26 protein-coding genes are annotated in these 26,795 nt (G+C 62.4%); 15 read left to right on the plus strand and 11 right to left on the minus strand.

All coding sequences use genetic code 11. The features are described 5' to 3' along the window. Positions 1-24 precede the first annotated feature (24 nt). On the minus strand, positions 25-387 hold the full coding sequence (locus ACZ2HM_RS16260) for a PilZ domain-containing protein (RefSeq protein WP_037472688.1): 363 nt from the start codon (positions 385-387) through the stop codon (positions 25-27). Positions 388-514: 127 nt separating this feature from the next. Here ACZ2HM_RS16260 and ACZ2HM_RS16265 point away from each other — a divergent pair, with 127 nt between their 5' ends. Further along, complete coding sequence (locus ACZ2HM_RS16265) at positions 515-2,110, plus strand: lysine--tRNA ligase (RefSeq protein ID WP_069065915.1); 1,596 nt, start codon at positions 515-517, stop codon at positions 2,108-2,110. Positions 2,111-2,304: 194 nt separating this feature from the next. Here the strand turns inward: ACZ2HM_RS16265 and ACZ2HM_RS16270 are convergent, their stop codons facing one another. The 3 genes from ACZ2HM_RS16270 to ACZ2HM_RS16280 all read right to left on the minus strand — a co-directional run bounded on the left by ACZ2HM_RS16270 (position 2,305) and on the right by ACZ2HM_RS16280 (position 4,661). Further along, on the minus strand, positions 2,305-2,775 hold the full coding sequence (locus tag ACZ2HM_RS16270; RefSeq protein WP_037474758.1) for an RcnB family protein: 471 nt from the start codon (positions 2,773-2,775) through the stop codon (positions 2,305-2,307). A 149-nt stretch (positions 2,776-2,924) separates the two neighbouring features. Continuing rightward, entirely contained in the window at positions 2,925-3,602 is a 678-nt protein-coding gene (locus ACZ2HM_RS16275; RefSeq protein WP_037474761.1) for a prolyl hydroxylase family protein, read from the minus strand. Between the two features lie 102 nt (positions 3,603-3,704). Continuing rightward, positions 3,705-4,661: an RcnB family protein gene (locus tag ACZ2HM_RS16280; protein ID WP_052027608.1), complete on the minus strand. Its 957-nt coding sequence runs from the start codon at positions 4,659-4,661 to the stop codon at positions 3,705-3,707. Between the two features lie 246 nt (positions 4,662-4,907). Here ACZ2HM_RS16280 and ACZ2HM_RS16285 point away from each other — a divergent pair, with 246 nt between their 5' ends. Both ACZ2HM_RS16285 and ACZ2HM_RS16290 read left to right on the plus strand, forming a co-directional pair. Then, positions 4,908-5,447, plus strand: coding sequence for a biliverdin-producing heme oxygenase (locus tag ACZ2HM_RS16285; RefSeq protein ID WP_052027609.1), 540 nt, complete (start codon positions 4,908-4,910; stop codon positions 5,445-5,447). Next, a complete protein-coding gene (locus ACZ2HM_RS16290; protein WP_037474764.1) occupies positions 5,440-8,001 on the plus strand; it encodes an HWE histidine kinase domain-containing protein in 2,562 nt (853 codons plus the stop codon). Before ACZ2HM_RS16285 ends, ACZ2HM_RS16290 begins: the two co-directional genes overlap by 8 nt. Positions 8,002-8,005: 4 nt before the next feature. Here the strand turns inward: ACZ2HM_RS16290 and ACZ2HM_RS16295 are convergent, their stop codons facing one another. Genes ACZ2HM_RS16295 through ACZ2HM_RS16305 form a run of 3 tightly spaced genes read right to left on the minus strand, consistent with a single transcriptional unit; the run spans position 8,006 to position 10,261 of the window. Beyond that, a complete protein-coding gene (locus ACZ2HM_RS16295; RefSeq protein ID WP_037474766.1) occupies positions 8,006-8,542 on the minus strand; it encodes a (2Fe-2S)-binding protein in 537 nt (178 codons plus the stop codon). Then, positions 8,539-9,030: a DUF2721 domain-containing protein gene (locus ACZ2HM_RS16300; protein ID WP_037474768.1), complete on the minus strand. Its 492-nt coding sequence runs from the start codon at positions 9,028-9,030 to the stop codon at positions 8,539-8,541. Before ACZ2HM_RS16300 ends, ACZ2HM_RS16295 begins: the two co-directional genes overlap by 4 nt. 22 nt (positions 9,031-9,052) lie before the next feature. Next, positions 9,053-10,261: an LL-diaminopimelate aminotransferase gene (locus ACZ2HM_RS16305; protein ID WP_037474771.1), complete on the minus strand. Its 1,209-nt coding sequence runs from the start codon at positions 10,259-10,261 to the stop codon at positions 9,053-9,055. Between the two features lie 143 nt (positions 10,262-10,404). Here ACZ2HM_RS16305 and ACZ2HM_RS16310 point away from each other — a divergent pair, with 143 nt between their 5' ends. From ACZ2HM_RS16310 to ACZ2HM_RS16335, 6 genes are all read left to right on the plus strand, one after another. After that, the gene (locus ACZ2HM_RS16310) at positions 10,405-12,144 is read left to right on the plus strand and encodes a PHA/PHB synthase family protein (RefSeq protein ID WP_470425722.1); all 1,740 of its coding nucleotides are present in this window, start codon (positions 10,405-10,407) and stop codon (positions 12,142-12,144) included. A 139-nt stretch (positions 12,145-12,283) separates the two neighbouring features. Then, complete coding sequence (locus ACZ2HM_RS16315) at positions 12,284-13,228, plus strand: phasin family protein (protein WP_037478157.1); 945 nt, start codon at positions 12,284-12,286, stop codon at positions 13,226-13,228. Positions 13,229-13,380: 152 nt separating this feature from the next. Beyond that, positions 13,381-13,758, plus strand: a complete 378-nt coding sequence (gene clpS / locus ACZ2HM_RS16320; protein WP_470425723.1) for an ATP-dependent Clp protease adapter ClpS — start codon at positions 13,381-13,383, stop codon at positions 13,756-13,758. Positions 13,759-13,893: 135 nt separating this feature from the next. Beyond that, positions 13,894-15,393 carry a catalase gene (locus ACZ2HM_RS16325; RefSeq protein WP_037478158.1) on the plus strand — a complete coding sequence of 500 codons (1,500 nt, stop codon included), beginning with the start codon at positions 13,894-13,896 and terminating at the stop codon, positions 15,391-15,393. 129 nt (positions 15,394-15,522) lie between these two features. After that, a complete protein-coding gene (locus ACZ2HM_RS16330) occupies positions 15,523-17,304 on the plus strand; it encodes a sensor domain-containing diguanylate cyclase (protein WP_037474777.1) in 1,782 nt (593 codons plus the stop codon). A 74-nt stretch (positions 17,305-17,378) separates the two neighbouring features. Continuing rightward, positions 17,379-17,756 (plus strand): MerC domain-containing protein, encoded by a 378-nt coding sequence (locus ACZ2HM_RS16335; RefSeq protein ID WP_037478159.1) that lies wholly within the window; start codon positions 17,379-17,381, stop codon positions 17,754-17,756. Between the two features lie 19 nt (positions 17,757-17,775). On the opposite strand, the gene glpX is transcribed toward ACZ2HM_RS16335, so the two are convergent. Continuing rightward, positions 17,776-18,759, minus strand: a complete 984-nt coding sequence (gene glpX, locus ACZ2HM_RS16340) for a class II fructose-bisphosphatase (RefSeq protein WP_037478160.1) — start codon at positions 18,757-18,759, stop codon at positions 17,776-17,778. Positions 18,760-18,866: 107 nt separating this feature from the next. Between glpX and ACZ2HM_RS16345 the strand changes: the two genes are divergently transcribed. Then, entirely contained in the window at positions 18,867-19,310 is a 444-nt protein-coding gene (locus ACZ2HM_RS16345) for a hypothetical protein (protein WP_037478163.1), read from the plus strand. Positions 19,311-19,317: 7 nt separating this feature from the next. On the opposite strand, the gene ACZ2HM_RS16350 is transcribed toward ACZ2HM_RS16345, so the two are convergent. Together ACZ2HM_RS16350 and ACZ2HM_RS16355 are read right to left on the minus strand one after the other, a co-directional pair. After that, a complete protein-coding gene (locus ACZ2HM_RS16350) occupies positions 19,318-20,622 on the minus strand; it encodes a homoserine dehydrogenase (protein WP_037474780.1) in 1,305 nt (434 codons plus the stop codon). 88 nt (positions 20,623-20,710) lie between these two features. Continuing rightward, on the minus strand, positions 20,711-21,583 hold the full coding sequence (locus tag ACZ2HM_RS16355) for a hypothetical protein (protein WP_470425724.1): 873 nt from the start codon (positions 21,581-21,583) through the stop codon (positions 20,711-20,713). Positions 21,584-21,837: 254 nt separating this feature from the next. Here ACZ2HM_RS16355 and ACZ2HM_RS16360 point away from each other — a divergent pair, with 254 nt between their 5' ends. From ACZ2HM_RS16360 to ACZ2HM_RS16380, 5 genes are all read left to right on the plus strand, one after another. Further along, positions 21,838-22,500 carry an energy transducer TonB gene (locus tag ACZ2HM_RS16360; RefSeq protein ID WP_069065925.1) on the plus strand — a complete coding sequence of 221 codons (663 nt, stop codon included), beginning with the start codon at positions 21,838-21,840 and terminating at the stop codon, positions 22,498-22,500. Positions 22,501-22,572: 72 nt separating this feature from the next. Beyond that, entirely contained in the window at positions 22,573-23,343 is a 771-nt protein-coding gene (locus ACZ2HM_RS16365; RefSeq protein ID WP_037473520.1) for a MotA/TolQ/ExbB proton channel family protein, read from the plus strand. Between the two features lie 99 nt (positions 23,344-23,442). Next, positions 23,443-23,928, plus strand: coding sequence for an ExbD/TolR family protein (locus tag ACZ2HM_RS16370; protein ID WP_037473522.1), 486 nt, complete (start codon positions 23,443-23,445; stop codon positions 23,926-23,928). Between the two features lie 45 nt (positions 23,929-23,973). Then, positions 23,974-24,396 carry an ExbD/TolR family protein gene (locus tag ACZ2HM_RS16375; RefSeq protein ID WP_470425725.1) on the plus strand — a complete coding sequence of 141 codons (423 nt, stop codon included), beginning with the start codon at positions 23,974-23,976 and terminating at the stop codon, positions 24,394-24,396. A 230-nt stretch (positions 24,397-24,626) separates the two neighbouring features. Beyond that, on the plus strand, positions 24,627-24,956 hold the full coding sequence (locus ACZ2HM_RS16380; protein ID WP_313922579.1) for a PilZ domain-containing protein: 330 nt from the start codon (positions 24,627-24,629) through the stop codon (positions 24,954-24,956). 21 nt (positions 24,957-24,977) lie between these two features. On the opposite strand, the gene ACZ2HM_RS16385 is transcribed toward ACZ2HM_RS16380, so the two are convergent. Further along, entirely contained in the window at positions 24,978-26,765 is a 1,788-nt protein-coding gene (locus ACZ2HM_RS16385; protein ID WP_470425726.1) for an ABC transporter transmembrane domain-containing protein, read from the minus strand. Positions 26,766-26,795 lie beyond the last annotated feature (30 nt).

Here is a 26,795-nt window from a genome sequence, read left to right on the forward strand (position 1 = left end):
AGGAAAACCTGTTTTGGTCGGCTTTCAGCCTGTACGGCGGCCAAAACCGCCACCGCCCATGCCCATGGATTGCGGGCGTGGTTGAAAGGGGAGTGGCGCACGGCGGGCTGCCTTTACCGCTTCGAGCTTTTCGAACAGCGGCCCCTCGGTCAATTCGTAAGGAAAGCGAATGCCCATCCGGTCCTCTTCGGACCAGCGAACGGTGCCGAACACGCTATAGCCATCCAAGTCGAGCTGGCACTGGGATTTCGGGGGGAGCGTGCAGCCAACGACCTGGGCACCGCCTTCGCTCAAGTCGACGATCACGCCGCGCAAGCTGTCGAGCACCGTCGTGACGACGATGGGGATCTCGACGGAGATGCGCTCACGGCTGCGCTTGATCTGCATATCGCCTCCAATCACCGCAGCCATTATCAACATTCAAGGTTAATGAAAGGCAAAGACGGCCAATTCCTAACGGGGATTGTCAGCAAAAGCCGTTCCCTTTCGCGGAGCGGGGCGGTAGAGGCCGGGCATGACTGTATCCGACACGCTCCGTACCGCCGCGCAGGCGGCCAAGGCCTGGCCCTATGAAGAAGCGCGCAAGCTGCTCAAACGCTATCCGCCCCATGGGCCGGACGGCGGCGTTCCGGCTAAGGGACATATCCTGTTCGAAACCGGCTATGGTCCATCGGGCCTGCCACATATCGGCACGTTCAACGAAGTGCTGCGCACTACCATGGTTCGCAATGCCTGGCATGCGCTATCGGATGTGCCGACCCGGCTGATCGCGTTCAGCGACGATATGGACGGGCTGCGCAAGGTGCCCGACAATGTGCCCAACCAGGCGATGTTGACGCAGCATCTGGGCAAGCCGCTGACGCAGGTGCCCGATCCGTTCGAAAAGTTCGAAAGTTTCGCGCATCACAATAATGCGATGCTGCGGGAGTTTCTGGACCGTTTCGGATTCGATTATGAATTCGTGTCCGCCACCGACCGGTATCAGGCGGGGGCGTTCGACGATGCGCTCAAAAATGTCCTGCGCCATTATCAGGCCATCATGGATATCATGCTGCCGACCCTGCGCAAGGAACGGCAGGCGACCTATTCGCCGGTACTGCCGATCAGCCCCAAAAGCGGCATCGTCCTGCAAGTGCCGGTCGAGGTGATCGACGCCGACGCTGGCCTCATCCGTTTCGAGGATGAGGGCGAGATGATCGAGCAATCGATCCTGTCCGGGGCAGCCAAGCTGCAATGGAAGGTCGACTGGGCGATGCGCTGGGTCGCGCTGGGCGTCGATTATGAGATGGCGGGCAAGGATCTGATCGATTCGGTGACGCAATCGTCCAAAATCTGTCGCGCGCTGGGCGCACGGCCGCCCGAAGGCTTCAATTACGAGATGTTCCTCGACGAAAAGGGCGAGAAAATCTCCAAGTCGAAGGGCAATGGCCTCAGCCTCGAACAATGGCTGACCTATGGCCCGCAGGAAAGCCTGGCTTTCTATGCTTATCGCGAGCCGAAGAAGGCGAAGCAACTGCACATGGGCGTCATCCCGCGCGCGGTCGATGAATATTGGCAGTTTCGCGGCAATTATGCTAACCAGGCGATCGAGCAGCAGCTCGGCAACCCGGTCCATCATGTGCATGATGGCAAGCTGCCGGACGGCACGCTGCCGGTAACGTTCGGCCTGTTGCTGAACCTTGTCGGCGTGATGGGGGATGCCAGCCGCGATCAGGTCTGGGCCTATCTCAAAAATTACGTCGCTGATGCCAATGCGGAAACCTACCCGGAATTGGACGCGCTGATCGGCCATGCTCTGGCCTATCATCGCGATTTCGTGGCCCCCACGCTGCAACGTCGCGCGCCCGACGAGCATGAGGCGGCGGCTCTGCGCAGGCTGGATGCGGAACTTGCCGCGCTGCCGGAAGGCGCATCGGCCGAGGATATCCAGAATATCGTCTATGCCATCGGCAAGGACGAGGCGTTCGGTTTCGCTGAACTGCGCGACTGGTTCAAAGCGCTCTACCAGACGCTGCTCGGCGCGGATCAGGGGCCGCGCATGGGCAGCTTTATCGCGCTTTACGGCATCGCCAACAGCCGCGCTCTGATTGCGGAAGCGCTGGCGGCATAAAGGCAGCGCCTCGCGCTGGAACATTTGCCCGGACGGGCCGTTTGCGGGTCAGTCCACCCCCCTTTCGGACTGATGGCGCGCCCCGCGTGCCATCGGCCGCGCCTGCCCGGCAACGGGCAGCGCGGCCAAGGGATGAGACCAGAGAAACGGCCCCAACGCTCGTGCGTTGGGGCCGTTCTCCTGTCAGCGGACTCTTACCAGAAGAAGCCGCGATGCACCTGGATCACGCGACCATTGCGCACATTCACCAGCATCACGTCGTTATAATGCCGGACCCAGCGCTGGTTCATGCCCGGACGGGGCAGGCGATAGCGATAGGGGTCGCTGATATAATAGCGCGAGTTGTAATAGGCCGGGCGAAGCTGCGCGCCTGCATTCCACTGATTGTAGCGGAAGGGCGCCCGCCAGTTGCCGGCGCGATAGACGCTGCGATGGCTGCGGCGATAATCGCGCCAGTCTTCGCGTACTTCGCGGCGCGCCTCGCGCACGTCGCGTCGTTCATCGCGCACGTCGCGGCGGTCGCCATAGCGCTGCGCCTGGCGCAGATCGCGCTGTTCTTCGCGCAACTCGCGCTGGCTTTGGCGGACTTCGCGGGCGGACTGCGCCGATGCAACGCTCGGCGCAACCGTTGCGGCCAATAGGCCCAGGATGATCAGTTTACGCATATCTCGTCTCCATATTGTCTGGCGGCTCAACCGAAAGGAAAAGGTCCGGCTCCGCTGCCAACACACAGAGATATGCCGCTCCGCGGCTGAACGATGCGCGAATGCGTCTGTCAGTTTTCAGTCATTTATGTCGCAAATTGTATCGGGCTTCAGTGGCCCCAGCGATGCTCGCGAAACCATTTGGTCACGACATATTTGGTGCCAGCTTCCACGGGACGCGCGGCGTGCAGGCTCATGGCGTTGGGCGCGCCTGTGCGGTCCATATTATCCCAGGCCAGCAACATGCCCTCAACCGGCGGCACCATGAATTCGCAATGCGGGAAGTGGGTTTCACCGCCCGCTTCCACGGCTGACAGATAGATCATGGCGGTCCAGCTACGTTGTCCGCCGCTCTTGCGCATCCGCTGCCAATAATCCGCGGTGACCGGAAAATAGTCGCAATGAACCTTATATTCCTGCCCTGCCGCATAACGCTGGCCTTGCAAGGTTTCGCCATGGTCGGCGGGAAGGCCGGTCAAGGCGCAGATCCGATCGCTGACCGTTCGGACCAAGTCGTCAAAGGGGTCGAGGTTGCAGCTATGGCTGGTGCGATAGTCCGCATTCGCGCTGCCCGAAAACAATGTCGATGGCTGTGCGCCCGCGTCGATGATCGCCCGCAGACCCGAACATTCCGCGCTGCTCAGAAAGCCGTGGCGTCCAAAGATGTCGATCCGGTCGCTGTCGATGCGGCTGACCATCGGGTTTCGTTCCAGCCGAGCGCGCACGTCCGCACCGATCTGCGCGCGCGCAGGGGAGGCAATGCCGCCATCGTCCATTATGTCCGTCATTGGCGCTTCCTGCCACAGACCGCAGGCGCATGAAAAGACCCCGAAGCGTTGCCGCTCCGGGGTCAGGGATTCCTGAAGGCCAGTTCAGGAAGTTTCGTCACGTCACCAGAAGAACCCGTGGATCACATCGACGACATAGCCGTCGCGCACATCCACCAGCATGGCGTCGTCATAATAGCGGACCCAGCGCAGCGTGCCGTAGGCAGGCGGCAGGCGATAGGCATAGGGATCGTTCAGCCAATAATTATTGGCATAGAGCAGACTGGACAGGGTGATCCCGACCGAAAAGCGGCGATAGCCATAGTCCCATCCGCGCGGGGCATAATAGCGGCCCATGCGGAACTGGTTGCCATTGCGACTGCGATAGCTGTTCCAGTCATAGCGCCGATCCTGCCGCCAGCCATTATCCCAGCGCCGCTGGTTGCTCCAGCGCGCGCGATCGTCATAGCGGCGGCCATTGTTCCAATTATTGTTGCCGACGCCCGCTACCCAGCCACGGTTATTGTTCCACCGCTGGTCGTCGCGCCGATCGTCCCTGCGGTCGTCGCGCCGATCCTGTCGATCATCACGGCGATCGTCGCGTCGATCATTACGCCAGTCCTGCCGTCCATCCCGGCGGTCTGCGCGGACATCCCGGCGATCGTCCCGCCGCTCTTCGCGCCGGTCCTGCCATCCGTCGCGTTGGCCAGGCGTGGTCACGACCTGGCTTGGCAGGTTGCGATCAGGCGTGGCGCGCACGCGCGGGTCGGCACGGCGCTGATCCCGCATGTCGGGGCGATAGGGTGCCATCCCGGCGGCGGGCCTTGGTGCCTGGGCCGGACGCTGTATCTGTGGCTGCCCTTGCGGGCTTACGTTCCCGCGCTGCTGCCAGCGATAGGACTGGTCGCCTTGCGGTCGAACCATGCGATTGCCCCGCTGTTCGCCCGCGCCACGATCAGGCCGTTGCATCCGCTCGCTGCGATTGCCACGGTCGCGCGGCTCACTTTGTGCATAGGCAGGCGTGATGCCGCTCAGCAATGTCGCGCTCATCAACCCCGCCAGCATCATCTTCCTGAACATGGTTCGGACTTTCTTCATGTGGGCACACAATGCGCCCTGATGTTCTACGACTATGCCATTCGGCGTGTCGCAAGTCTGAACCCATTCGTCAGCCATTTGAAAGCATTGGACGATGATGAACATGGACTATGGTTCATCTTGTGATCTTGATAAATATCGCTTGCCCGATGTTCGATATGTGCTGTGCAAGCATAAAAGCTGATCCAGATCAGTGCAGCGGTCACGAACTCGCTATAGGACTGCGCCGTGAAAAAATCCCCCCATGTTGGCGCAATCCGCCTGGCCTTGCGCGACGCAACGACAGACAATCATCGACAGGTCGATGCGTTGTTTGCTGATCATGCGATGGATTCACCCGACAGCTATCGCCGCTTTCTGACGGCCCATGCCCGCGCTCTGGGTGCGCTGGAGCCGGTTGCACGGCCGTCGGTGCCCCGCCTGCCGCTGTTGGCATCCGACATCGCGGCACTGGGACAGGTCATGCCCGCACCCCTGCCACTGGAGGATCGTGCCGGCGAGGGCTATCGCTGGGGGCTGCTCTACGCGCTCGAAGGCTCGCGGCTTGGCGGTGCGATGCTGGCGCGCAAGGTCGCACCTGATCTGCCCACCGCCTATCTCTCAGCGGTCCATGGCAAGGGCGAATGGCTTGCCTTCCAGCACGCGCTCGATAGCGCCGGTGCGGAAGGCGGCGAAGGCTGGCTGGACGATGCCGTGCAGGGTGCCCAGGCGGCCTTCGCCCTCTTCTCGCAAGCGGGCACGGCAGAACGAGCGGCTGCCCATGGCTGATGCCGACGCTGCGACCGACTTCGCCGTCGATCTTACCAATTGCGATCGCGAGCCGATCCATGTGCTTGGTACCATCCAGCCGTTCGGTTTTCTGATAGCGCTGACTGCCGACTGGCTGGTGTCGCGCGTATCAGCCAATAGTGCCGCCTTCATCGGCCACGAACCCGAAGCCTTGCTGGGGCGGCCGATCAGCGCGGTCTTTTCCGCCGATGCGATCCATATGCTGCGCAACCGCATCACCCTGCTGCGCGGTCCCGATTCGGTCGAGCGCATCTTCTCTCTGGCGCTGATGGACGGCGGCCCGGCGTTCGACATCGCCGTGCATTTTTCCGGGCAGTTGGTCGTGATCGAGGGCGAGCCCGCCTCACATGATGAGATGGAAGCGAGCAGCATCGTCCGCTCGATGGTCTCCCGGCTGGCGCAGGTGGAGGGCATGGCCCCGTTCCTGCGTGACGGCGCGCGGCAAGTGCGGGCACTGACCGGCTTCGACCGGGTCATGGTCTATCGCTTTGCGGAGGGCGGCGATGGCGAGGTGGTCGCCGAAGCGCTGCGCTCTGGTGTCGACAGTTTCTATGGCCTCCATTATCCCGCATCGGACATCCCGGTGCAGGCCCGCGCCCTCTATCTGCGCAATATCTTCCGCGTGATCGCCGATGTGAAGGCCGTGCCGGTTCCGGTGGTGCCTGCGCTCGATCCCACCGGAGCGGCGCTCGACATGTCGCTGTGCCTCACCCGCGCCGTGTCGCCGATCCATATCGAATATCTCGGCAATATGGGGGTGGGGGCATCGCTCTCCATCTCGATCATCGTCGAAGGCAAATTATGGGGGCTGTTTGCCTGCCACCATTATGCGCCCCGCCTGCCGACTTTCGCGCAGCGCAGCGCGGCCGAACTGTTCGGCCAGATCTTCTCGATGATGCTCGAAAGCCGCGAGCGCGCCGAAACCGCCACCTATGAGGGCAGGGCGCGGCAGGTGGCCGACCGGTTGATGGCGGCCGTCGCGCAGGATCATGACCTGCTGTCCAATGCCCGCTGGCTTGGCGACATCATTTTCGACACGATTCCGGCCGATGGCGTGGGCATCTATATCGACGGGCAGATGACCTTTTCCGGCCTGACGCCCGATCCTGCGGCCTTCTCGGCCATCGTCACGATGCTCAATCGCGTGGCGACCAGCCAAATCTATACGACCGACACTCTTTCTGCGGTGCTGCCGGGTGCGGCCGATTATGCCGACCGCGCAGCCGGACTGCTGGCGATCCCGCTGTCGCGTCGTCCGCGCGATTATGTCGTGCTGTTCCGGGCCGAACAATTGCGCTCGGTGCGCTGGGCCGGGCAGCAGGACAAGCATATCGAATATGGCCCCAACGGCCCACGCCTGACCCCGCGCAAGAGCTTCGAAAGCTGGTCGCAACTGGTCAAGGGCGTAGCGCTACCCTTTGCCCCCGCCGAATTGCGTGTGGCAGAAGCGCTGCGCACGGCCCTGCTCGAAGTCGTTCTGCGCCTGTCCGATTCGGCCGATCAGGAACGGCAGCGCGCGAACGAGAAGCAGGAATTGCTGATCGCCGAACTCAATCACCGCGTCCGCAACATCCTTTCGCTGATCCGTGGCCTGTTGTCGCAGACGCGCGATAGTGCGGCGACGGTCGAGGAATTTATCGGTACGCTCGAAAGCCGCGTCCATGCGCTGGCGCGGGCACATGACCAAATCACCGCCGATCGCTGGAGTCCTGCGCGCCTATACGACCTGATAGAGGTGGAAGCGGGTGCCTATCTGGGCGAGCGCCGCGACCGGGTGCAATTGTCCGGTCCCAATGTGCTGCTGACGCCCGGCTGTTTCACCGTCATGGCGCTGGTCATCCATGAAATGCTGACCAATGCCGCCAAATATGGGGCGCTGTCGGACAGCGGCGTCGTGACGATCGACTGGCGCGTGGACGAGGATGGCAGCCTGCTGCTGGACTGGACCGAAAGCGGTGGCCCCGCCGTGGTCGCGCCGACGCGCCGGGGTTTCGGCTCGACCGTCATCGAACGCTCGATCCCCTATGATCTGGAGGGACATGCCGAAATCAACTACCGGCTGGCCGGGATCGAAGCGCATTTCTGCATTCCCTCGCGGCATATCGTCTCGGTCCTGCCCGAAGCCGTGTCGCGGGATCGGGCCAAGCCGGTGCCAGCCGCGACGCCCTGCCTGTTGCGCGGCCGCAACGTCTTGCTGGTGGAGGATAATATGATCATCGCCATGGATGGCGAGGATGCGCTGCGCGATCTGGGGGCCGAAGTGTCGACGGTCGCCAGCGTCGGTCGCGCCCAGGAAGCGATCATGGTCCAGTCGATCGACCTGGCGGTGTTGGACTTCAATCTCGGCCACGAAACCAGCCTGCCGGTGGCGGACCTGCTGACACAGAAGGGCATCCCCTTCCTCTTTGCCACCGGCTATGGCGACGGACTGGAATTGCCCGAACGGTTCGCGCATATCGTGCTGGTCAAGAAACCCTATTCGGGCACGACGCTCGCTCAGGCCTTGGGACCGATGATCGCGCCGTCCGACTAAGCAGTCAGGGTTTTCCGAGCGCTGGCACCGTCTTCGAAGCATTTTCCGGGGTGATGCCGGGCGGCGGCGCGGCGGCAACCCGTTCTTCCCCGCGCATGATCCGTCCCGCCCTTTTGATCGCGCCACGCAACCGGGGATAGATGCCGCATCGGCAGATATTGGTGATCGCGGCGTCGATATCCTCATCGCTGGGGTCATTGCTCCGGCGGAGCAGGACCGACGCCGCCATGATCATGCCGGGAATGCAATAGCCGCATTGTGAGACATTGTCGGCGGCGAACGCCTGTTGCAGTGGATGACCGCGATCGGGCGACAGTGCCTCGATCGTCGTGACGAACCGCCCTTCGGTCTTGCCGATCGTGACCTGGCAGGACCGGACCGCTTCGCCGTCGATATCCACGGTGCAGGCGCCGCAGTCGCCGGTGCCGCAGCCATATTTGGTGCCGGTCAGGTTCGACGCATCGCGCAATGCCCAAAGCAGCGGCGTTTCCGGGTCCATGCGATATTGCACGGGCCGGTCATTGACGGTGAAGCGGGTCATGCCGCGTTTTCTTCCTCCGCCTCGGCCTTGTGATAGAGGACTTCGTTGCGGATATGGATGGTGCGAGCGGCCAGCCGGATTTCCTGAATGAAGGTGCCGAATGCCGCTGCCTGCAACAGCATCGCCAGAATGAACAGGATGGCAATCGCCGTGCCGAGATGGGCATCGACCAGTTCGGAGGCGAACAGCAGGATCACGACCAGGCAGATGGCGCAACCCGACGCCACGCACAGGAAAATCGCGCCGTTGACCACGCTCATCCGCCGGTCGAGTACACGAATTTCGCCGACCAACCGGTCATGTTCCTCGCCACGCGACACCATCACGGCCTTTTCGACGACCCGCGCCCGATCAATGACGCGCGCCAGACGCGCGGCGCAAACGTTGAGGAATGCGCCGATCCCGGCGAGCAGAAACACAGGTGCCACGGCCAGCTGGATCGTCTGGGCGACCTGCGAAACCTGGGGCAGGGAAATAAAGCCGCTCATCACGCTCCTGTTCGCCTGATGATCAGGCTGCGCCCTTAGCGGGCGTGTTGATACCCATCGACTGGAGATATTTCTTCACGTTGCGCGCGGCCTGCCGCAACCGCTGCTCATTCTCCACCAGGGCGATGCGGACATAGCCTTCGCCATCCTCGCCATAGCCTACCCCCGGCGCGACGGCGACCTTGGCATGGGTGAGCAATTGCTTGGAAAATTCGAGGCTCCCCATCTCTTTGAGCGCAGGCGGCAGCGGTGCCCAGGCGAACATGGAGGCGGGCGGGGCAGGGATGTCCCATCCGGCGCGGCCGAAACTTTCCACCAGCACGTCGCGGCGCTTGTGATAAAGCTCGCGGTTCTTCGCGACGATATCCTGCGGCCCGTTAAGGGCGGCGCAGGCAGCCGCCTGGATCGGCGTGAACGCGCCATAATCGAGATAGGATTTCACCCGGCTCATCGCCGCGATCAACTGTTTGTTGCCGACCGCAAAGCCGATCCGCCAGCCCGCCATGGAATAGGTTTTGCTGAGCGAGGTGAACTCGACTGCGATGTCCTTCGCGCCCGGCACCTGCAGGATCGAGGGCGTCGGTTTGCCGTCATAATAAAGTTCGGAATAGGCAAGGTCGGACAAGATCCAGACCTTATTCTCCTTCGCCCAGGCAACGAGCCGCTCGTAAAAGGCCAGGTCCACCGTCTCGGCGGTCGGGTTCGACGGATAATTGACGACCAGGATCGACGGGCGCGGCACGGTGAAGGCCATCGCCCGGTCGAGCGAGCGGAAGTAATTTTCGTCCGGCGTCGTCGGCACCGACCGGATCGTGGCCCCCGCCAGAATGAAGCCGAACATATGGATCGGATAGCTGGGGTTGGGGGCCAGCACGACATCGCCCGGTGCGGTGATCGCGGTGGCGAGGCTCGCCAGCCCTTCCTTCGACCCCATGGTCACGACGACTTCGGTTTCCGGGTCGACATCGACGCCGAAGCGGCGGCCATAATAATTGGCCTGCGCCTTGCGAAGGCCGGGAATGCCCTTGGACTGGGAATAGCCATGGGCGTCGGGCTTGCGCACAACCTCGATCAGCTTGTCGATGACATGCGGCGGCGGCGGCAGGTCGGGATTGCCCATGCCAAGGTCGATAATATCCTCGCCCGCCGCGCGTGCCGCTGCCCGCATCGCATTGACTTCGGCGATGACATAAGGGGGCAGGCGCTTCATGCGGTAGAATTCTTCGGACATTATAGGGGCTTTCCTGAAAGCTCTCGGTAGGGAATAGTGCGGCGCACGCCGTTGTCGCGTCACAATCTGGCTATAACCGGCCAGCCTGCGCCACGCCAGAAAAAGCGGCGCGACGAAATGATGCCAGGAAGAGGAGAGTGGCCATGGAAAAAGCTGATGTCATGGAGCCGCATCTGCCGACGCTGGACCAGATGCAGCAATGGACGCATGCGATCGGTCGCGCCCAGCAATTGATGCTGGAACAGGCGGCAGGCGCGTCGGGCATGACGCTGCCGTTCGATCCGCAAACCGTGGCGCGCATTCAATCGAGCTTTGCCGACGAAGGGCTGGCAATGTGGCAGCGCTTCATCGATTCGGGCGGCATGTGGCGGGACGAACCAGCCCCCGTTCCGGCCGACAGCCCCGCCGCGCGCAAGGATCGCCGCTTCGCCGACCCGGCCTGGACGCAAAATCCCTTCTACGACATCATCCGGCAAAGCTATCTGCTGGTGTCGGACTATATGACCCAATTGGCCGATGCGGTGGATGGCGTGGACCCCAAGCAGAAGGCCAAGCTGCGCTTTGCCACCGGTGGCATGCTCGATGCGCTGTCGCCCTCCAACTTCCCGCTGACCAATCCGGCGGTGGTCCAGAAGACGATCGAAAGCGGCGGCGAGAATCTGGTCAAGGGCTTGCAGCATATGCTGGCCGACATGGAAAAGGGGCAACTGACCCACACCGACGGCACCCAGTTCGAACTGGGCCGCAATATCGCCGCGACGCCGGGCAAGGTCATCCATGAAACCCCGCTCTACCAATTGATCCATTATGCGCCATCGACGGACACGGTGCTGGAAACCCCGCTGATCATTTTCCCGCCGTGGATCAACCGTTTCTATATTCTCGACCTGTCCCCACAAAAAAGCTTCGTCAAATGGGCCGTGGATCAGGGGATCAGCGTCTTTCTGATATCGTGGAAATCCGCCGATGCCTCGATGAAGGATCTGACCTGGGACGATTATATCCTGCGCGGCCAAGTCGATGCGATCGATACGGTGCGAGGCCTGCTCAAGGTCAAGAGCGTCCATACGATCGGCTATTGCGTGGCGGGCACCACGCTGGCGGCGACGCTGGCGCTGCTGACGGCACGGGGCGAGGCGGACAAGGTGGCGAGCGCGACCTTCTTCACCGCCCAGGTCGATTTCAGCAAGGCAGGCGACCTGACCCTGTTCGTGGACGATGAACAGATGAAGCTGGTGGATAAATTATCGACCGGCGGCTTCCTTGACGGGCGCTACATGGCGCTGACCTTCAACCTGCTGCGCGGGCGCGACCTGATCTGGAACTATGTCGTCAACAATTATCTGTTGGGGCAGGATTATCCGCCGTTCGACCTGCTCTACTGGAATGGCGACACCACCAACCTGCCCGCGCGCTGGCATCGCGACTATCTGACCCAGCTGTATCGCGACAATCTGCTGGTGACCCCCGGCGCAATCAGTGTCGATGGCACGCCAATCGACCTCAAGACGGTGCAGACGCCCGCTTATGTTCAGGCTGGCAAGGAAGATCATATCGCGCCGCTGGAAAGCGTCTGGAAGCTGACCGAAAATCTGTCCGGTCCGATCCGCTTCGTGCTGGCGGGATCGGGGCATATCGCGGGCGTCATCAATCCGCCCGCCGCCCATAAATATCAATATTGGGTCTGCGACGAGGCCCAGCCGACGCTCGACGCGTTCGTCGCGCAGGCCAAGGAAACCAAGGGGAGCTGGTGGCCGGACTGGCGCGGCTGGCTCGAAACGATCGATTCGCGCACCGTCGCGGTCAAGGGCGCGCGCCAGCCCGGCAAGGGGCGGCTCAAGGCGATCGAGGATGCGCCAGGGCGCTATGTGAAAGGCGAATAAGCAAACCCTCCTCCATGCTGCGGCGAGCCGTTCGCGACATGCGACAGGCCGCAGATGGCACTTTTGTTGCACTGCACAATAAATCTTGCAATTTCTTATTCGCGGGCTTATTGTGCAGTGCAACAAACGGAGGATGGTCATGGCTGTTACCCCAAAGACCGGACGCAATGCCCAGCCCGGTAAAAGCGACTCGGCGACATTATCGGCAAGCGAAGCATTGAAAGCGGCTGAGGCGGCGATCGAGCCAGCGCCGGCCGTTCGGAAACCTGCCCCGCGCAAGGCGGCATCGAGCGTTCCGGCGATGGACGCCAATCCATCGGCTAAATCGGTCCCCGCAATGGACGCCAATCCGTCCGCGAAGTCCGTGCCTGCGATGGATGCCAATCCGTCCGCCAAATCCGTGCCTGCGATGGATGCCAATCCATCCGCCAAATCGGTGAAGGCAACAGACGCCAGTCCCGCGGCGATCGTCGCTGCAACGACGGCCGTCGATGCCATGCCCGAACCCGATACGGAAGCGGCCGCTGAGGCGGCCCCCGACGCTGAGACACCAAAGAGCCTCGACGAAAAGGCCAAGACGACCGCAACCCTGCCGCTGCCGGCAACAGAAGGAACGAAGATCATGAACGACGTGATGGAAACCGGAAAGAAGTTCGCCGAGGACACCAAGGCCAAGCTCGAAACCGCCTATGCCGACATGAATGAGAAGGCGAAGGCCAGCGTCGAGAAGTCGACCAAGGCGATCGAAGAAATGAGCGACATCGCCAAGGGCAATGTCGAAGCCATGGTCGAATCGGGCAAGATCGCTGCCAAGGCGATGGAAACGATGAGCCAGGAAGCCGTCGACTACAGCCGCAAGAATTTCGAGAAGGCGACCGCCGCCCTCAAGAGCTTCGCGACCGTCAAGACGCCGACCGAATTCTTCCAGCTCCAGAGCCAGATGTTCTCCAGCAGCTTCGACGAATTCACCAAGGAAGCCGCGAAGAACAGCGAAGCGATGATGAAGGTTGCTGGCGACATCGCCCAGCCGCTGACCGCGCGCGTGACGCTCGTCACCGACAAGGTGAAGTCGCTGGCCGCTTAAGCGCCCGCGCTTTCCTGCCTGTAGTTGAAAGGGCGCTCTTCCCCGATGGGAAGGGCGCCCTTTCGCGTTAACGCTGAAATCCGGTTTGCTGCACCGTCCTGCCCCATCGGCCCCTTGCCATGGCCGGACAAATCGCCATATTCTTGGTCATCATGAACAGCATCACCTCAGCCTATGCCGACCCAGCGAAGATGGCGGGTCAGGACCAGGACGACCAAGGCGAAGGCCCTGGCGGCCCCAGCGTCGGCATCGCGACCCGCACCCGTACGCGCACCAAAAAACCTTCGCTTTATAAGGTGTTGATGCTCAACGACGATTATACCCCGATGGAATTCGTCGTCCATGTGCTCCAGCATTTCTTTCGTATGGACATGGAGCAGGCAACCCGTGTCATGCTGCACGTCCATCAGCGCGGCGTCGGCGTATGCGGCATTTTCAGCTACGAAGTTGCAGAGACCAAGGTTAACCAGGTGATGGACTTCGCCCGGCAGAACCAGCATCCGTTGCAATGCACGCTGGAGAAGGCCTGATCATTCGGGTGCATGGCTAAAAGCGCATAGCGCTTTTATTGATCGGTAAAATCGATCATCGAGCGCGGTATATACTGTTTTGTCGAAATGCCATTCGGGCCTATTCTCCCCTCATCCAAGATGAGGAGAATGATGATGGCCGACAAGCCGACCATGACCACCAGCGCGGGTGCGCCGATCGCCGACAATCAAAATAGCCTGTCTGCAGGGCCGCGCGGCCCCTTGCTGCTGCAGGACTATCAACTGATCGAGAAGCTGGCCCACCAGAATCGCGAACGGGTGCCGGAGCGAGTCGTGCATGCCAAGGGTTGGGGCGCGCATGGCGTGCTGACGATCACCGGCGACATCTCCCGATATACCAAGGCCAAGGTGCTACAACCCGGCGCGCAGACGCCGATGATCCTGCGCTGCTCCACCGTGGCGGGCGAAGCGGGCGCCGCCGATGCTGAACGCGACGTGCGCGGCTTTGCGCTGAAATTCTATACGCCCGAAGGCAATTGGGATCTGGTCGGTAACAATACGCCGGTCTTCTTCGTGCGCGATCCGCTCAAATTCCCCGACTTCATCCACACGCAAAAGCGTCATCCCCGCACCAATTTGCGGTCACCCACTGCGATGTGGGATTTCTGGTCTTTGTCGCCCGAATCGCTGCACCAGGTCACAATCCTGATGTCCGACCGTGGCCTGCCCACCGACATACGGCACATTAACGGCTATGGCAGCCACACCTTTGCGCTGATCAACGATGCGGGCGAGCGCTTCTGGGTGAAATTCCATTTCAAGACGATGCAGGGTCACCGGCACTGGACCAATGAGGAAGCGGCCCAAGTCGTCGGCCGCACCCGCGAATCCACGCAGGAGGATCTGTTCGAGGCGATCGAGACCGGCAATTTCCCCAAATGGAAGATGCAGGTCCAGATCATGCCGGAAGCGGACGCCGACAAGACGTCCTACAACCCGTTCGACCTGACGAAGGTTTGGCCCCATGCGGACTATCCGCCGATCGACATCGGCGTGATGGAGTTGAACCGCAACCCGGACAATTATTTCGCGGAAATCGAACAGGCGGCGTTCAGCCCGTCCAACATCGTGCCGGGTATCGGCTTTTCGCCCGACAAGATGCTCCAGGCCCGTATCTTCGCCTATGCCGACGCCCATCGCCATCGCATCGGCACCCATTATGAAGCGTTGCCGATCAATGCGCCGCACTGTCCGGTGAACCATTATCACAAGGATGGGGCGATGCGTTTCTTCCCCAACAATCCCAATCCGGCGGCCTATTATGAGCCGAACAGCTTTGGCGGGCCGGTCGAGGATCATCGCTTCGACGAGCCGCCGCTCAAAATTGCGGGCGACGCGGATCGGTGGAACCACCGCGAGGGCAATGATGATTTCGTCCAGCCTCGCGCGCTGTTCAACTTTTTCGACGAAGGGCAAAAGGCCCGCCTGTTCGCCAATATAGCTGCGGCTATGGGCGACATCCCCGACTTCATCGAAGAGCGCCAGTGCAAGCTTTTCGATCAGGTCCATCCCGACTATGGCGCAGGCGTGCGATCGGCGCGTGCGGCGATTAAGGACCGCAACCCGTCCATCTCCGCTCCCACCGATCAGACCCTGGCCGACGCATCCGCCTGACAGCCGGTTTGATAGCGCCCATCCAGTCTTCCCCCCGGTGTTCGCGCACCGGGGGCTTTCTTTGACTTTTGTTGGACAAAACGAGCCGTGAGCAAATTTTAACGATATCGCTCTATCTCAGGTTGGAACATGCAACGTTCCACTTCTCGACTATCCCGCGCTTTGCTTTCGCTGGTTCTGACCGGCAGCCTTTACTTTGTCGCGGCGACTTTTGCTTTGCTATTGTCGCGCTTCGAGGGCGGTCTGGCGTTCATTTGGGGCGCGAACGCCTATGTGATGGCGAAGCTGCTGACCACGCGAGTCCGGCGCTGGGCCCCAATCATTCTGGCCTGCGCCATAGCGAGCGCCCTTTCTACCAGCCTGTTCGGCATGGGGCCGCTGGCGGCGATACCGATGGCCGTCATCAACATGGCCGAAGCGCTGATCGTGGCGCTGATCTGCCGTCATTTCCTGTCGGATCGGCCGACGATCGGCGCTACCCGGCCGTTGATGATCTTCATCCTGGCTTTGTGCGCGGTAGCCGATGTGATCACGGGCATCCCGGCGGCGGCGGTGGCGTCGTTGTTGACGCCGGTGTCGTTCGGCGCGTCGTGGGTCCAATGGTATACGGGCCATGCGCTGGGCGGGCTGATCTGCGCGCCGATATTGGTGATGCTGATGCAAGGCGAGTTGCGCCGCTGGCGGCGGGACAAGTCGAGGGCGGAAAAGATCGAGGCCGTCCTCATCCTGGCGCTGTTCACCCTGATCATCGTGCATATCTTTTACTGGGCGCGGTATCCGATGCTGTTCGCGCCGCTCCTGCCGCTCGTCCTGATCGCCTTTCGCGTCGGGCATATGGGTGCCGCGGCCTCGATCGTGATCCTGGCGCTGATCGGTGGCACCGCGACGCTGTCGGGCGGGGGGCCGTTGACGATCGTGTCCGCCGATATGGGCGCGCGCGTACAGGCGTTCCAATTCTATCTGGCGCTCAGTTTCCTGCTGTCGATGCCGGTCGCCGCCGAATTGAACGGACGCCGGCGCTTGTTCCAACTGTTGCGGGAAAGCGAAGCGCGCTATCGGGCGATCGCCGAACATAGCGGCGACGTGGTGCTAAACATCGGCGTCACCGGCATAATCGACTATGCTTCGCCCTCGGCCTTCGAACAGGTCGGTTGCGCCCCGGAATTGCTGATCGGCCAATCCGCCGCCGATCTGGTCGATCCGCAGGATCGGCCACAGGTGATCGCCGCCCATCGTCGCGCCTTGATGCGCCCTGGATCGATCCACACGGTCGAATTCCGGCCGCTCCTGTCGATCGGCGCCATGGAATGGTGCGAAATGGTCACGCGCGCGGTAGTCGACGAACGGGGGCAGCCCAGCGGCGTCATCAGCACGATCCGCGACATGTCCCGCCACAAGGCGCGGCAGCGCGCGCTGCAACAGGTCGCAGCCCGCGATTCGCTGACGGGGGCGGATAGCCGCCGCGCCTTCCTCGAAAAGCTGGAAGCAGAGATATTGCGGACCCGGCATGGCGTCCGGTCCAGCCTGCTGCTGATCGACATCGACCATTTCAAGGCGGTCAACGACGTTCATGGTCATGGTGTCGGCGACGAAGTGCTGACCGCCTTTGTCGATCGGTTGACGCCGGGGCTTTCTGCCCAAGACAGTATAGGCCGGTTGGGCGGCGAGGAGTTCGCGATATTGCTGCCGGACAGCGATATCGATCGGGCGAGCCTGCTCTGCGAACGCCTGCGCGCGCTATTGCGCGATCCGATCCCGGTGTCCTGTGGCAAACATATCGGCATCACCTTCAGCGCAGGTCTGGTCGAACTGGATGACACGTCCACGCGATCGGCGATGCTCGAAGCGGCGGATAAGGCACTCTACCGCGCAAAACATAGCGGCCGGAACTGCCTGCGCCTCGCCGCCTGAACCGCCCGGCGAGCTTTCACAAAAAATGTCGATGTAATGTTGTAACCTACGCTGGCTTGGCCTATGTGGTGTCCATGTCCTCGACCCTTCGCCAATCCCTGTTGACCGGTCGCGTTGATCGCATTGCGATGGCGCTATCGGGGCTCTGCGTCGCGCATTGCTTCGTCACTGCCGTCGTGCTGGGCGTATTGGCCAGCGCCGGGGGCATTTTCGAAAGCCCGCTGTTCCATGAGGTCGGCCTGGTGCTGGCGATCCTGCTGGGCGCGATCGCGCTCGGCCATGGCGCGATGGTCCACCGGTTCATGATGCCCGCCGCGATCGGTTCGCTCGGCCTTGGCGTCATGGCGGGCGCGATGACGATGGATCATGGCTGGCAGGAAAGCATCTATACGCTGATCGGCGTTGCCATCCTCGCGCTCGGTCACGACCTCAATCACCGCGCCGGGCGCTAGGCTCGGCCATCGTCGCTCGTCAGAGCGGCTTATGGCTGTTGCGATGCTCGCCCTTCACCCATCGCACCGTTCCGGTGCTGGCGCGCATCACGACGCTTTCGGTGGTCAGCTTGCCGCCGGGCAGGCGCTTCACCCCGTCGAGCAGTGATCCGTCGGTGACGCCGGTGGCGGCGAAGATGCAATCGCCCTTGGCCAATTCCTTCAGGTCATAAATCTTGTCGAGGTCGGTGATGCCCCATTTGCGCGCGCGCTGCTTCTCATCCTCGTTACGGAACAGCAGCCGACCCTTGAACTGACCCCCGACGCAGCGCAGCGCCGCGCAGGCCAGCACGCCTTCAGGTGCGCCACCTGACCCCATATAGAGGTCGATCGTCGTTTCCGGGTCGGTGGTGGCGATCACGCCTGCCACGTCGCCATCGGGGATCAGCATGATGCCGCACCCAATGGCGCGCAACTCCGCAATCAGTCGCTCGTGGCGCGGCCGATCAAGGACGCACACGATGATGTCGCTCGGCTCCACACCCTTGGCGGCGGCCACGGCTTCGACATTCTCCTTGGCCGACCGGTTGAGGTCGATGACGCCATCGGGATAGCCGGGGCCGACCGCCAGCTTGTCCATATAGACGTCGGGCGCATTGAGCAGTCCACCTTCCTCGGAAATGGCGAGGACAGCCAGCGCATTGGGTCCGGCCTTGGCAGTGATGGTGGTGCCTTCCAGCGGATCGAGCGCGATGTCGATTCGCGGACCTGTGCCGATCGCATTGCCGACCTTCTCGCCGATATAGAGCATCGGCGCTTCGTCGCGTTCGCCCTCACCGATGACGACGGTGCCGTCCATATAGAGGTCATTGAAGGCCAAGCGCATGGCTTCGACGGCGGCGGCATCGGCGGCCTTCTCGTCGCCCCGGCCGATCAGTTTCGACGCGGCGATCGCGGCCGCTTCGGTGACGCGGACCATTTCCAGCACCAATACCCGATCAAGGGGCGAACTTGCCTGTACCATCGTCATTCCTCTGCCTTTTCTTATTGGGGCAGGCGATAGGCGGTCCCCCCAACCTTGTCGAGCAGCATGGCCATGATGCCGCCATGATCGCTTGCTCTTGTGCGCGCATGGTTCGCCGGGCCCTCTTTGCAATCGTCCTTCTAGCAAGCCACCCCGGCACAGCGCTGGCGCGCGACACCGAATCGCTGATGGCGGCCTATCGCACCAAGACGCAGGTGATCCGGCGATGCGACCGTAGCGGGGACGCCATCGTCGTCTGCGGGGAGAGCCAGGCGGAGCGTAATGCGCGCGAACGGCTCCCGCTCCCGCGAGAGGAGGCAGACAGCAACGCACCGATGCGTGGTGACACGCCCCGCGCCTCGGCAGCGCCGGTCAAGCAAGGCAGTTGTGGCGTATCGGGCGGGCAGGGGGCGGGCTGCGTGGGTGGCCTGTCCGTCTTGAAGGCGGCCGACATGATCGGCAAAAGCATCACCGCGATCGTCGATCCCGATGCTGACCTCGCCCCACCGCCCCCACTGCCCGATCGCTTCAAGGGCACGGGGCAACGGTGAGCGGCACTCAGTCGAGAATATGCATCACCATCGGCGTGCCGAGCAGGCTGTCCGACCCGGCGAGCCGTTCGAGCGTGTCGCGGATGCAGCGTTCCTCGCCCGCATGGGTGACGATAGCGACCAGCACGCCGTCTTCCTGATGCGCGCCGCGCTGGATCATGCTTTCGATCGACACGCCCGCATCGCGCGTGGCGGCGGCGATTTCCGCCAGCACGCCGGGACGATCCTGCACCATGAAGCGCAGATAGGTGCGGCCGATGCGGGCACCGGCGTCGGCCGTATTCTGCGGCGTCAGGGCGGCGACTGGCATGGCGAAGGCATCGCCATATTCGTCGCGGGCCACGTCGATCAGGTCGGCTACCACCGCCGACGCGGTCGGACCATCGCCCGCGCCACGTCCCTGGAAGAAGAGGCGGCCGACGAAATTCCCCTCGGCCACGACCGCGTTCAGCGACCCGTCCACATGCGCGAGCGGGTGGTCGAGCGGCACCAGCATCGGGTGCACCCGCTGGAACAGTCCATCCGCGCCATTCTGCGCCATGCCGACCAGACGGATGCGAAAGCCCAGCGCGGCGGCCTCGGCAATGTCGGCGGCGATGACGTCGCGGATGCCAGTGGTGGCGACCGCGTCGAAATCCAGCTCCGTGCCGAACGCCAAGCTCGCAAGGATGGTCAGCTTGTGCGCCGCATCCACGCCATCGATGTCGAAGCTGGGATCGGCCTCGGCATAGCCCAGTTCCTGCGCCTCTTTCAGAACCTCGTCGAAGCCGCGACCTTCCTTCTCCATCGTCGTCAGAATGTAATTGCAGGTGCCGTTGAGGATGCCATAGACACGGGCGATCTCGTTGGCGGCGGCCCCTTCGCGCATCCCCTTGATGACCGGGATGCCGCCCGCGACCGCCGCTTCATATTTCAGCGCAATGCCGCCCTTTTCGGCAAGGCGGGCGAGGTCCAGCCCATGATGCGCCAGCATCGCCTTGTTCGCGGTGACGAACGGCTTGCCCGCAGTCAGGCACTGGCGCGCCAGCGTCAGCGCCGGGCCGTCCGACCCGCCAATCAGTTCCACCACCACATCGACATCGTCGCGGGTGGCGAGGCTGTTCATATCGTCCACCCATTCATAGGGCGACAGATCGACGCCGCGATCCTTGTTCCGGTCGCGCGCGGAAATGGCGACGATCTGGATCGGACAGCCCGCACGCCGGGCAATCAGGTCGCCATTGGTGTTGAGCAGCCGAATGACCCCGCCGCCCACCGTACCGAGACCGACGAGCGCGACGCGCAACGGGGCATGGCGGTGCAGATTGGTCATGGTGGCGTCACTTTCTTGGCGAAGATGATGAAAGCCGGGCTGATAGCCGCCCGCGCCCGACGGTCCAAGCAAAAGCTGCCCTCCTCGATCACGGCGCTATGCGCGTCCGTCCGCATGGTCCCAGCGCTTCGATCACCAGGCGATAGTCGGCGCGCGCTGCCTCTGCGTCAGCCACGGCCAATGTGCGGACCGCGCGGGCGGGCAGGACAGGGGGCAGGCTGCACGCCAGTCGATACCAGAGCAGCGTGCCGGGCACTGGCGCGCGCGCCGCTTCATCGACGATTTCGCCGAGCGCGACGGCCCAGCGCGGCGGCTGCCCCGGACGACGCAGCACCGACAGCGATACCGGGTCACCATTTTCGGTCCGCAGGAAAATCTGAGTCTCGCCTTCGCCCGCCACCGTGCCTGCCACATGGAAGGCATCGCCCAGGCCTAATATGCGCGGCGGCGCATCGCGCGCGACCATAGACGACAGGAGGGACTTGACCCTGTCCACCATCACTGGCGTCGCTGCGATCTGCGCGTCGGGGGCGACCAACTGCACTTCGCCGGGGCGGGTCGCGGGACGGGCGAACAGGATGAACGACGCCTTTTTGAGCTTGGGTAGCTTGCCGCGCGCATCCAATCGTGCGTCGTACAGGTAGGTTACAAGGGGGCTGATTCCCGCCTCGCCGCGAATCAAGCTCGTCACATCCGCCTCGATATAGAGCCGTTTATGCCCCGGCGGGACGCCTTGCGCCTGATCGGGCTTCAAAGTGATGATGTTGCGGATTCGCACAACCGCGACCATCGGGGCGGTATCGGCGAGGTCGGCGAGGTCGGCATAGGATAGCCCCACACCGGTTCCTGCCGGTTGCGCTACCATCGGCTGTTGTAGCGCTAAAGCTGGAAAAACGGGGATGTTTGCGGCCAAAATGAGGCATGGCGGCAGGAGGCGGCGGATCAGGGTGGCGGGTTTCATGGTCAGCTTCGTCCTGTGTTATTGGCCAGTGGCAAGGATGTCACAGGCAAGTCATTCCTATATGAAGTGGTAACCGCAAATGAACATATCGATAAAGCGTTTGCGTGCCGCGATGCACCGCGATAGGAGTTTGCGCGGTAGCAAATAGAAGGACAGGGGCCAAAGCTGACCGGGGGGAGCCCGGACGGTTGGGGTCGTTTTTGGCTGATTTGTAGAACCCATTGGTAAGATGAGTTAAGGAGTGTCGTTGCTGAATGGCCTATGCTGACCACTCGGAAGGATCGAGTCGCACGATATCGATCATCATCGTCGCCCTGATTCACGCTGTTCTTGGCTATGCCTTCGTCTCCGGCCTTGGCATGAAATATGTCAAACAAGCGGCAGAACAGCTGAACGTGATCGACGTGAAAGAGGAACCTCCACCACCGGACGAAGAGCCGCCACCGCCGCCGCCAGATCAGCCGATCGAGCCGCCGCCGGTAGTCGCTCCGCCGCCGATCGTGCAGACTCCGACCCCGGCGCCGCCGATTCAGACGGTTCGGACACCGCCTCCGGTGTTCAACCCCGTCCCGGTCGCAGCACCGCCCCCACCACCGGCTGCACCGCCGCCGCCGCCTCAGGCCGCAACGCGCGCTTCGCCGCGTGGGTCGCCAGGCAGCTGGCTCAGCGATGCCGACTATCCGAGCCGCGCACAGCGCGAAGAACGTTCGGGTACGGCTGGTTTCCGTCTGGAAATTGGCCCGGATGGTCGCGTGACCAACTGCACCATCACTTCATCGACCGGTCATTCGGACCTCGATGAAGCGACCTGCCGCCTGCTGCCGCGTCGCGCACGCTTCAAGCCGGCCAAGGGTTCCGATGGCAGGGATATGTCCGACACGTACAACGGTCGTATCACTTGGCGTTTGCCGGAATAATTCAGAACGGAAGGGCGGGCGCACCGCGCCGCCTTTCCTTCGCTTGATCTCATTGAGAGGGAAGTCTTGATCATGTTGAACTCCATCATCGCGGCCGCTGCCGCACCTGCCGCGGAAGCCGCCAACCCCTACGGCCTCATGGAAGCTCTGGAACAGGGCGGTATCATTGCCTGGACCGTGTTCATCATCCTGGTCGGCATGTCGGTCGGCACCTTCTATGTGCTGTTCACCAAGCTGATCGAACAGCAGAAGGTCATCAACCAGTATAAGAAGGTCCGCACGACCTTCTGGCGTTCGAACAGCCTGAAGGAAGGCGTCGCCAAGCTGGAAAAGAACAGCGCCTACAAGCAGCTGGTCGATGACGGCATCGCCGCTCAGGAACAGCACAGCAAGCTGACCGATCCGGTCGAAGCGCATGACTGGCTGCACGGTTCGCTGGCCCGTTCGGAAAACGCCATCAACTGGAAGCTGGGCGGCGGTCTCGCTTTCCTCGCGACCGTTGGTTCGACCTCGCCGTTCGTCGGTCTGTTCGGTACGGTTATCGGTATCTACCGCGCGCTGATCAAGATCGGTGCTTCGGGTCAGGCATCGATCGACGCCGTTGCCGGTCCGGTCGGTGAAGCGCTGATCATGACCGCTCTGGGTCTGGTCGTCGCGGTTCCCGCCGTGCTTGCCTACAACTTCCTGCAACGCCGTAACAAGGCGATCGCCGAGGACCTCTCGTCCTTCTCGACCGACCTGCTGGGCTACATGGTTTCGAACGGTGCAGTGAAGCCGGTTGTCGGCACGCCTGCTCCTGCCCAGGTGGGCAAGCCGGTTCCTGCAGCCGCCACCAAGGCCTGATCAAATATGGGAGCCGGAATGCATCGCGCATCTTCGGCTCCCAAGATCGCCGCTCCTGGCGTGCGGTCTAAAATGACAGACATGTTAGGATACTGATCAATGGCAATGAGCGTTGGTGGCTCCGGCGAAGAAAAGCCGATCACAGATATCAACACGACGCCGCTCGTCGACGTCATGCTGGTGCTTCTCATCATCTTCCTGATCGCCGTCCCTGTCGTGCTTCAGACGGTCGATTTAGAGCTTCCCAAGGTCGAATTCGAACCGACGACGACCAAGCCGGAGAACGTCTCGCTGTCCATCATGCCAGCAGAAGACGGTAGCTGTGCGGTTTACTGGAACATGACCAAGGTCAATTCCGAAGACCTGCTCAACCGCGCCGTTGCCAAGCTGGAAGCGGACATCAAGAAGGTTGGCGGCATCGAGAATATGACGCCGGAGGATCTGCCCGAAGTGCATATCCGCGGTGACATCAATACCCCCTATCGGTGCATCGGTGGCACGATCTACACGATGCAGCGCGCAGGTTTTCCGAAGGTCGGCTTCATTTCCGAGCCGGAACCAGGTATGAAAACTACCCGTATGTAACGTCCGATACGTGCTGATTATTGTGAATTTCTAGGAGTACGCCCCATGGCAATGAGCGCCGGTAGCGACGATGGCGAACCGATGATGGAAATGAACACGACGCCGTTGATCGACGTCATGCTCGTGCTCCTCATCATGTTCATCATCACCATTCCGATCCAAACCCACGCGGTGAAGATCGATCTGCCGCAGTCATCGAATAGCGACTCGCCGATCGTCGATCCGGTGAAGAACAAGGTTGCGATCGACGCAGCCGGGATCATCACCTGGAACGGTTCTGCGATCGATCTGCTGACGCTGCGCCAGTATCTGCAACAGTCGCTGCGCCTGCCCGTCGAGCCGGAACTTCAGTTCCAGCCGAACGCGCAGACCCGTTATGTGACCGTTGATGAAGTGCTGGCCGAGATCAAGCGGGCAGGCGTCACCAAATTGGGTTTCGTCGGCAACGAACAATATGGCAATTTCTAAGGCCTGATCTGCCTCTCTCTGCTCGCGTCAGGACTTCCCAGTTTGGCGGGCAGTGGATAGCAGACGGGCCTTATGATCATGCCGGACCATCAGGGGTCGCCTTCGGGCGGCCCTTTTTTTTGGTTTTGACCTATCTCCAGGACCGCAAAACCGATCGGAAATGTACGGGTTTAACCAATTCCTTACCTCAATCCCCGACACTGACCGGTGAATGGAATGAAGTGCAAGCCATGGGCGCCGATCGACATCATCAAGCCAGCCATAAGGCGCGCGCTGCCGAACGCCGTCATGTTCGGATCAGCGTCAAGATTCGGCGGCCCGGCGAAACCTGGGTCAAGAGCGCGATCGCCGACCTCTCGGTGTCCGGCTTTCGGTTGCAAAGTTTCATGAAGCTGCTGCCTGGTGGCGAATTATGGATCATGTTGCCCGGCTTCGAGGGGCGTCGTGCGCGAGTCCTCTGGACGCGCGGGCATGAGGCGGGTTGCGCCTTTGAAAACCCGCTCCATCCGGCGATCCTCGACCATGTCGTGAAACTGCATGAGGCCGCCAACCGCGCCTGACGGGCGGGGCAAGGGCACGGGTCAGGCGGCGGGCATATCCTGAAATTGCAGGCTGGCGAGCCGAGCATAGAGTCCGCCTTGCGCCACCAGTGACGCATGATCGCCCTGTTCGACGATCCGGCCTTCATCCATCACGATGATCCGATCGGCCGCCCTGACGGTCGCCAGCCGATGCGCGATGACGATGGTCGTCCGTCCCTGGATCAGCCGCCCCAACGCATCCTGCACCAATCGCTCGGACTCCGCATCCAGCGCCGATGTCGCCTCGTCCAGCAACAGGATCGGCGCGTCGCGCAGCAGCGCGCGCGCGATCGAGAGCCGCTGGCGCTGGCCGCCCGACAGACGCGCCCCGCCTTCGCCCATGAATGTGTCGAGACCCTGCGGCAGCGCGCGCAGGAAGCTTTCGGCATTGGCGGCGCGGGCCGCTTCCCAAATCTCGTCATCGCTGGCATCCCAGCAACCATAGCGCAGATTGTCGCGTGCTGAGGCTGCGAAGATCACGCTATCCTGCGGCACCATCGCCATCATCGCGCGCGCAGCGGCTGGATCGGCATGGGGCAGGGCAACGCCGTTCAGACGCACGACGCCTTGGTCAGGATCGTAGAAGCGCTGCGCCAACTGGATCAAGGTCGTCTTGCCTGCGCCCGACGGCCCGACGACCGCCATTGTCTCTCCCGGTGCGATGTCCAGTGACACGCCGTTCAGCGCGGCTTGATCGGGGCGAGTGGGATAATGAAAATAGACGTCGGCAAAGGTCAGCCGTGCGCCATTGGTGGTGACCGGGATCGGTACAGGCACGGCCGGCGGCAGGATGTCAGGCGTCGCGCTCATCAATTCGTGCAGGCGGCTGGCCGCACCAGCGCCCCGCAACAGGTCGCCCCAGCTTTCGGACAGCGAACCGAACGCCCCTGCGACCAGTCCGCCGGTCAATACGAACGCGGCGATGCTGCCGCCCGACAATCGCCCCGCGGCAACGTCCAGCGCCCCTTGCCACATGACGGCAGTGATTGATCCGAACACCAAAGCGATCACTACGGCGGTCATGATCGCGCGCAACCCGATGCGGCGGCGTGCGGTCGCAAAACCCGCCTCGACGGTGGTGTTGAACCGCATCGCCTCGCGGGCCTCCTGCCCAAAGGCCTGCACGATCTTCATCGCGCCCAACACTTCGCTGGTGACGCTGCCGACATCGGCCAGCCGATCTTGACTGGCGCGCGACAGGCCGCGCACCTTGCGGCCCAGGCTGATCAGCACCAGCAGGATGACGGGAATGCCCAGCAACAGAAGCGCCGCCAGCTTGGGGGCCAGCGCGAAGAGATAGATCAGCCCGCCAAGCCCAGTCACCAGATTGCGGAGCGCCACGGACACGGTCGATCCGACCACCTGCTCGACGATAGCCGTGTCGGCGGTCATGCGCGACGCGATTTCGGACGGGCGGTTTTCTTCAAAGAAGCGCGGTGCCTGCCGCAACAAATTGGCCTGGGTCGCGCTGCGAATATCGGCGACGACCCGTTCACCAAGCCAGGACACGAAGTAAAAACGCAGCGCGCTGGCCAACGCCAGGATGATGACGATCAGCAGCAGATATTCGAACCAGCGGCTGATGTCGCCGCCGCCCATGAACCCCTTGTCGATCACCAAGCGAAAGCCGCTGGGGATGCCTAGCGTCGCCGCCGACGAGACGATCAACGCAGCCAATGCCCCTGCAATGCGCGCCGGATAGCGCCGGGCGAACCGCCACAACATCGCCAGGCTGCCAAGGGCGGGTCGCGCGTCGGCGCGGGCGGTGGGTTGCGGGCTGTCCTCCATGCGCGGCGCTTAGCAGGCCGCCCCTAAAGC

This window comes from Sphingobium sp. KKT206, assembly GCF_055640555.1.

What these genes read in the sequence shown, in the direction of transcription:
- ACZ2HM_RS16290 (WP_037474764.1), top strand. Translation starts at nt 5,440, where the DNA reads ATGGCTGATGCCGACGCTGCGACCGACTTCGCCGTCGATCTTACCAAT.
- ACZ2HM_RS16325 (WP_037478158.1), top strand. Translation starts at nt 13,894, where the DNA reads ATGGCCGACAAGCCGACCATGACCACCAGCGCGGGTGCGCCGATCGCC.
- glpX (WP_037478160.1), bottom strand. Translation starts at nt 18,759, where the DNA reads ATGGTACAGGCAAGTTCGCCCCTTGATCGGGTATTGGTGCTGGAAATG.
- ACZ2HM_RS16380 (WP_313922579.1), top strand. Translation starts at nt 24,627, where the DNA reads ATGGGCGCCGATCGACATCATCAAGCCAGCCATAAGGCGCGCGCTGCC.
- ACZ2HM_RS16360 (WP_069065925.1), top strand. Translation starts at nt 21,838, where the DNA reads ATGGCCTATGCTGACCACTCGGAAGGATCGAGTCGCACGATATCGATC.
- ACZ2HM_RS16355 (WP_470425724.1), bottom strand. Translation starts at nt 21,583, where the DNA reads ATGAAACCCGCCACCCTGATCCGCCGCCTCCTGCCGCCATGCCTCATT.
- ACZ2HM_RS16265 (WP_069065915.1), top strand. Translation starts at nt 515, where the DNA reads ATGACTGTATCCGACACGCTCCGTACCGCCGCGCAGGCGGCCAAGGCC.
- ACZ2HM_RS16270 (WP_037474758.1), bottom strand. Translation starts at nt 2,775, where the DNA reads ATGCGTAAACTGATCATCCTGGGCCTATTGGCCGCAACGGTTGCGCCG.
- ACZ2HM_RS16350 (WP_037474780.1), bottom strand. Translation starts at nt 20,622, where the DNA reads ATGACCAATCTGCACCGCCATGCCCCGTTGCGCGTCGCGCTCGTCGGT.
- ACZ2HM_RS16345 (WP_037478163.1), top strand. Translation starts at nt 18,867, where the DNA reads ATGGTTCGCCGGGCCCTCTTTGCAATCGTCCTTCTAGCAAGCCACCCC.
- ACZ2HM_RS16385 (WP_470425726.1), bottom strand. Translation starts at nt 26,765, where the DNA reads ATGGAGGACAGCCCGCAACCCACCGCCCGCGCCGACGCGCGACCCGCC.
- ACZ2HM_RS16335 (WP_037478159.1), top strand. Translation starts at nt 17,379, where the DNA reads ATGTCCTCGACCCTTCGCCAATCCCTGTTGACCGGTCGCGTTGATCGC.
- ACZ2HM_RS16330 (WP_037474777.1), top strand. Translation starts at nt 15,523, where the DNA reads ATGCAACGTTCCACTTCTCGACTATCCCGCGCTTTGCTTTCGCTGGTT.
- ACZ2HM_RS16300 (WP_037474768.1), bottom strand. Translation starts at nt 9,030, where the DNA reads ATGAGCGGCTTTATTTCCCTGCCCCAGGTTTCGCAGGTCGCCCAGACG.
- ACZ2HM_RS16315 (WP_037478157.1), top strand. Translation starts at nt 12,284, where the DNA reads ATGGCTGTTACCCCAAAGACCGGACGCAATGCCCAGCCCGGTAAAAGC.
- ACZ2HM_RS16365 (WP_037473520.1), top strand. Translation starts at nt 22,573, where the DNA reads ATGTTGAACTCCATCATCGCGGCCGCTGCCGCACCTGCCGCGGAAGCC.
- ACZ2HM_RS16295 (WP_037474766.1), bottom strand. Translation starts at nt 8,542, where the DNA reads ATGACCCGCTTCACCGTCAATGACCGGCCCGTGCAATATCGCATGGAC.
- ACZ2HM_RS16260 (WP_037472688.1), bottom strand. Translation starts at nt 387, where the DNA reads ATGCAGATCAAGCGCAGCCGTGAGCGCATCTCCGTCGAGATCCCCATC.
- ACZ2HM_RS16275 (WP_037474761.1), bottom strand. Translation starts at nt 3,602, where the DNA reads ATGACGGACATAATGGACGATGGCGGCATTGCCTCCCCTGCGCGCGCG.
- ACZ2HM_RS16310 (WP_470425722.1), top strand. Translation starts at nt 10,405, where the DNA reads ATGGAAAAAGCTGATGTCATGGAGCCGCATCTGCCGACGCTGGACCAG.
- ACZ2HM_RS16280 (WP_052027608.1), bottom strand. Translation starts at nt 4,661, where the DNA reads ATGTTCAGGAAGATGATGCTGGCGGGGTTGATGAGCGCGACATTGCTG.
- ACZ2HM_RS16305 (WP_037474771.1), bottom strand. Translation starts at nt 10,261, where the DNA reads ATGTCCGAAGAATTCTACCGCATGAAGCGCCTGCCCCCTTATGTCATC.
- ACZ2HM_RS16375 (WP_470425725.1), top strand. Translation starts at nt 23,974, where the DNA reads ATGGCAATGAGCGCCGGTAGCGACGATGGCGAACCGATGATGGAAATG.
- clpS (WP_470425723.1), top strand. Translation starts at nt 13,381, where the DNA reads ATGAACAGCATCACCTCAGCCTATGCCGACCCAGCGAAGATGGCGGGT.
- ACZ2HM_RS16370 (WP_037473522.1), top strand. Translation starts at nt 23,443, where the DNA reads ATGGCAATGAGCGTTGGTGGCTCCGGCGAAGAAAAGCCGATCACAGAT.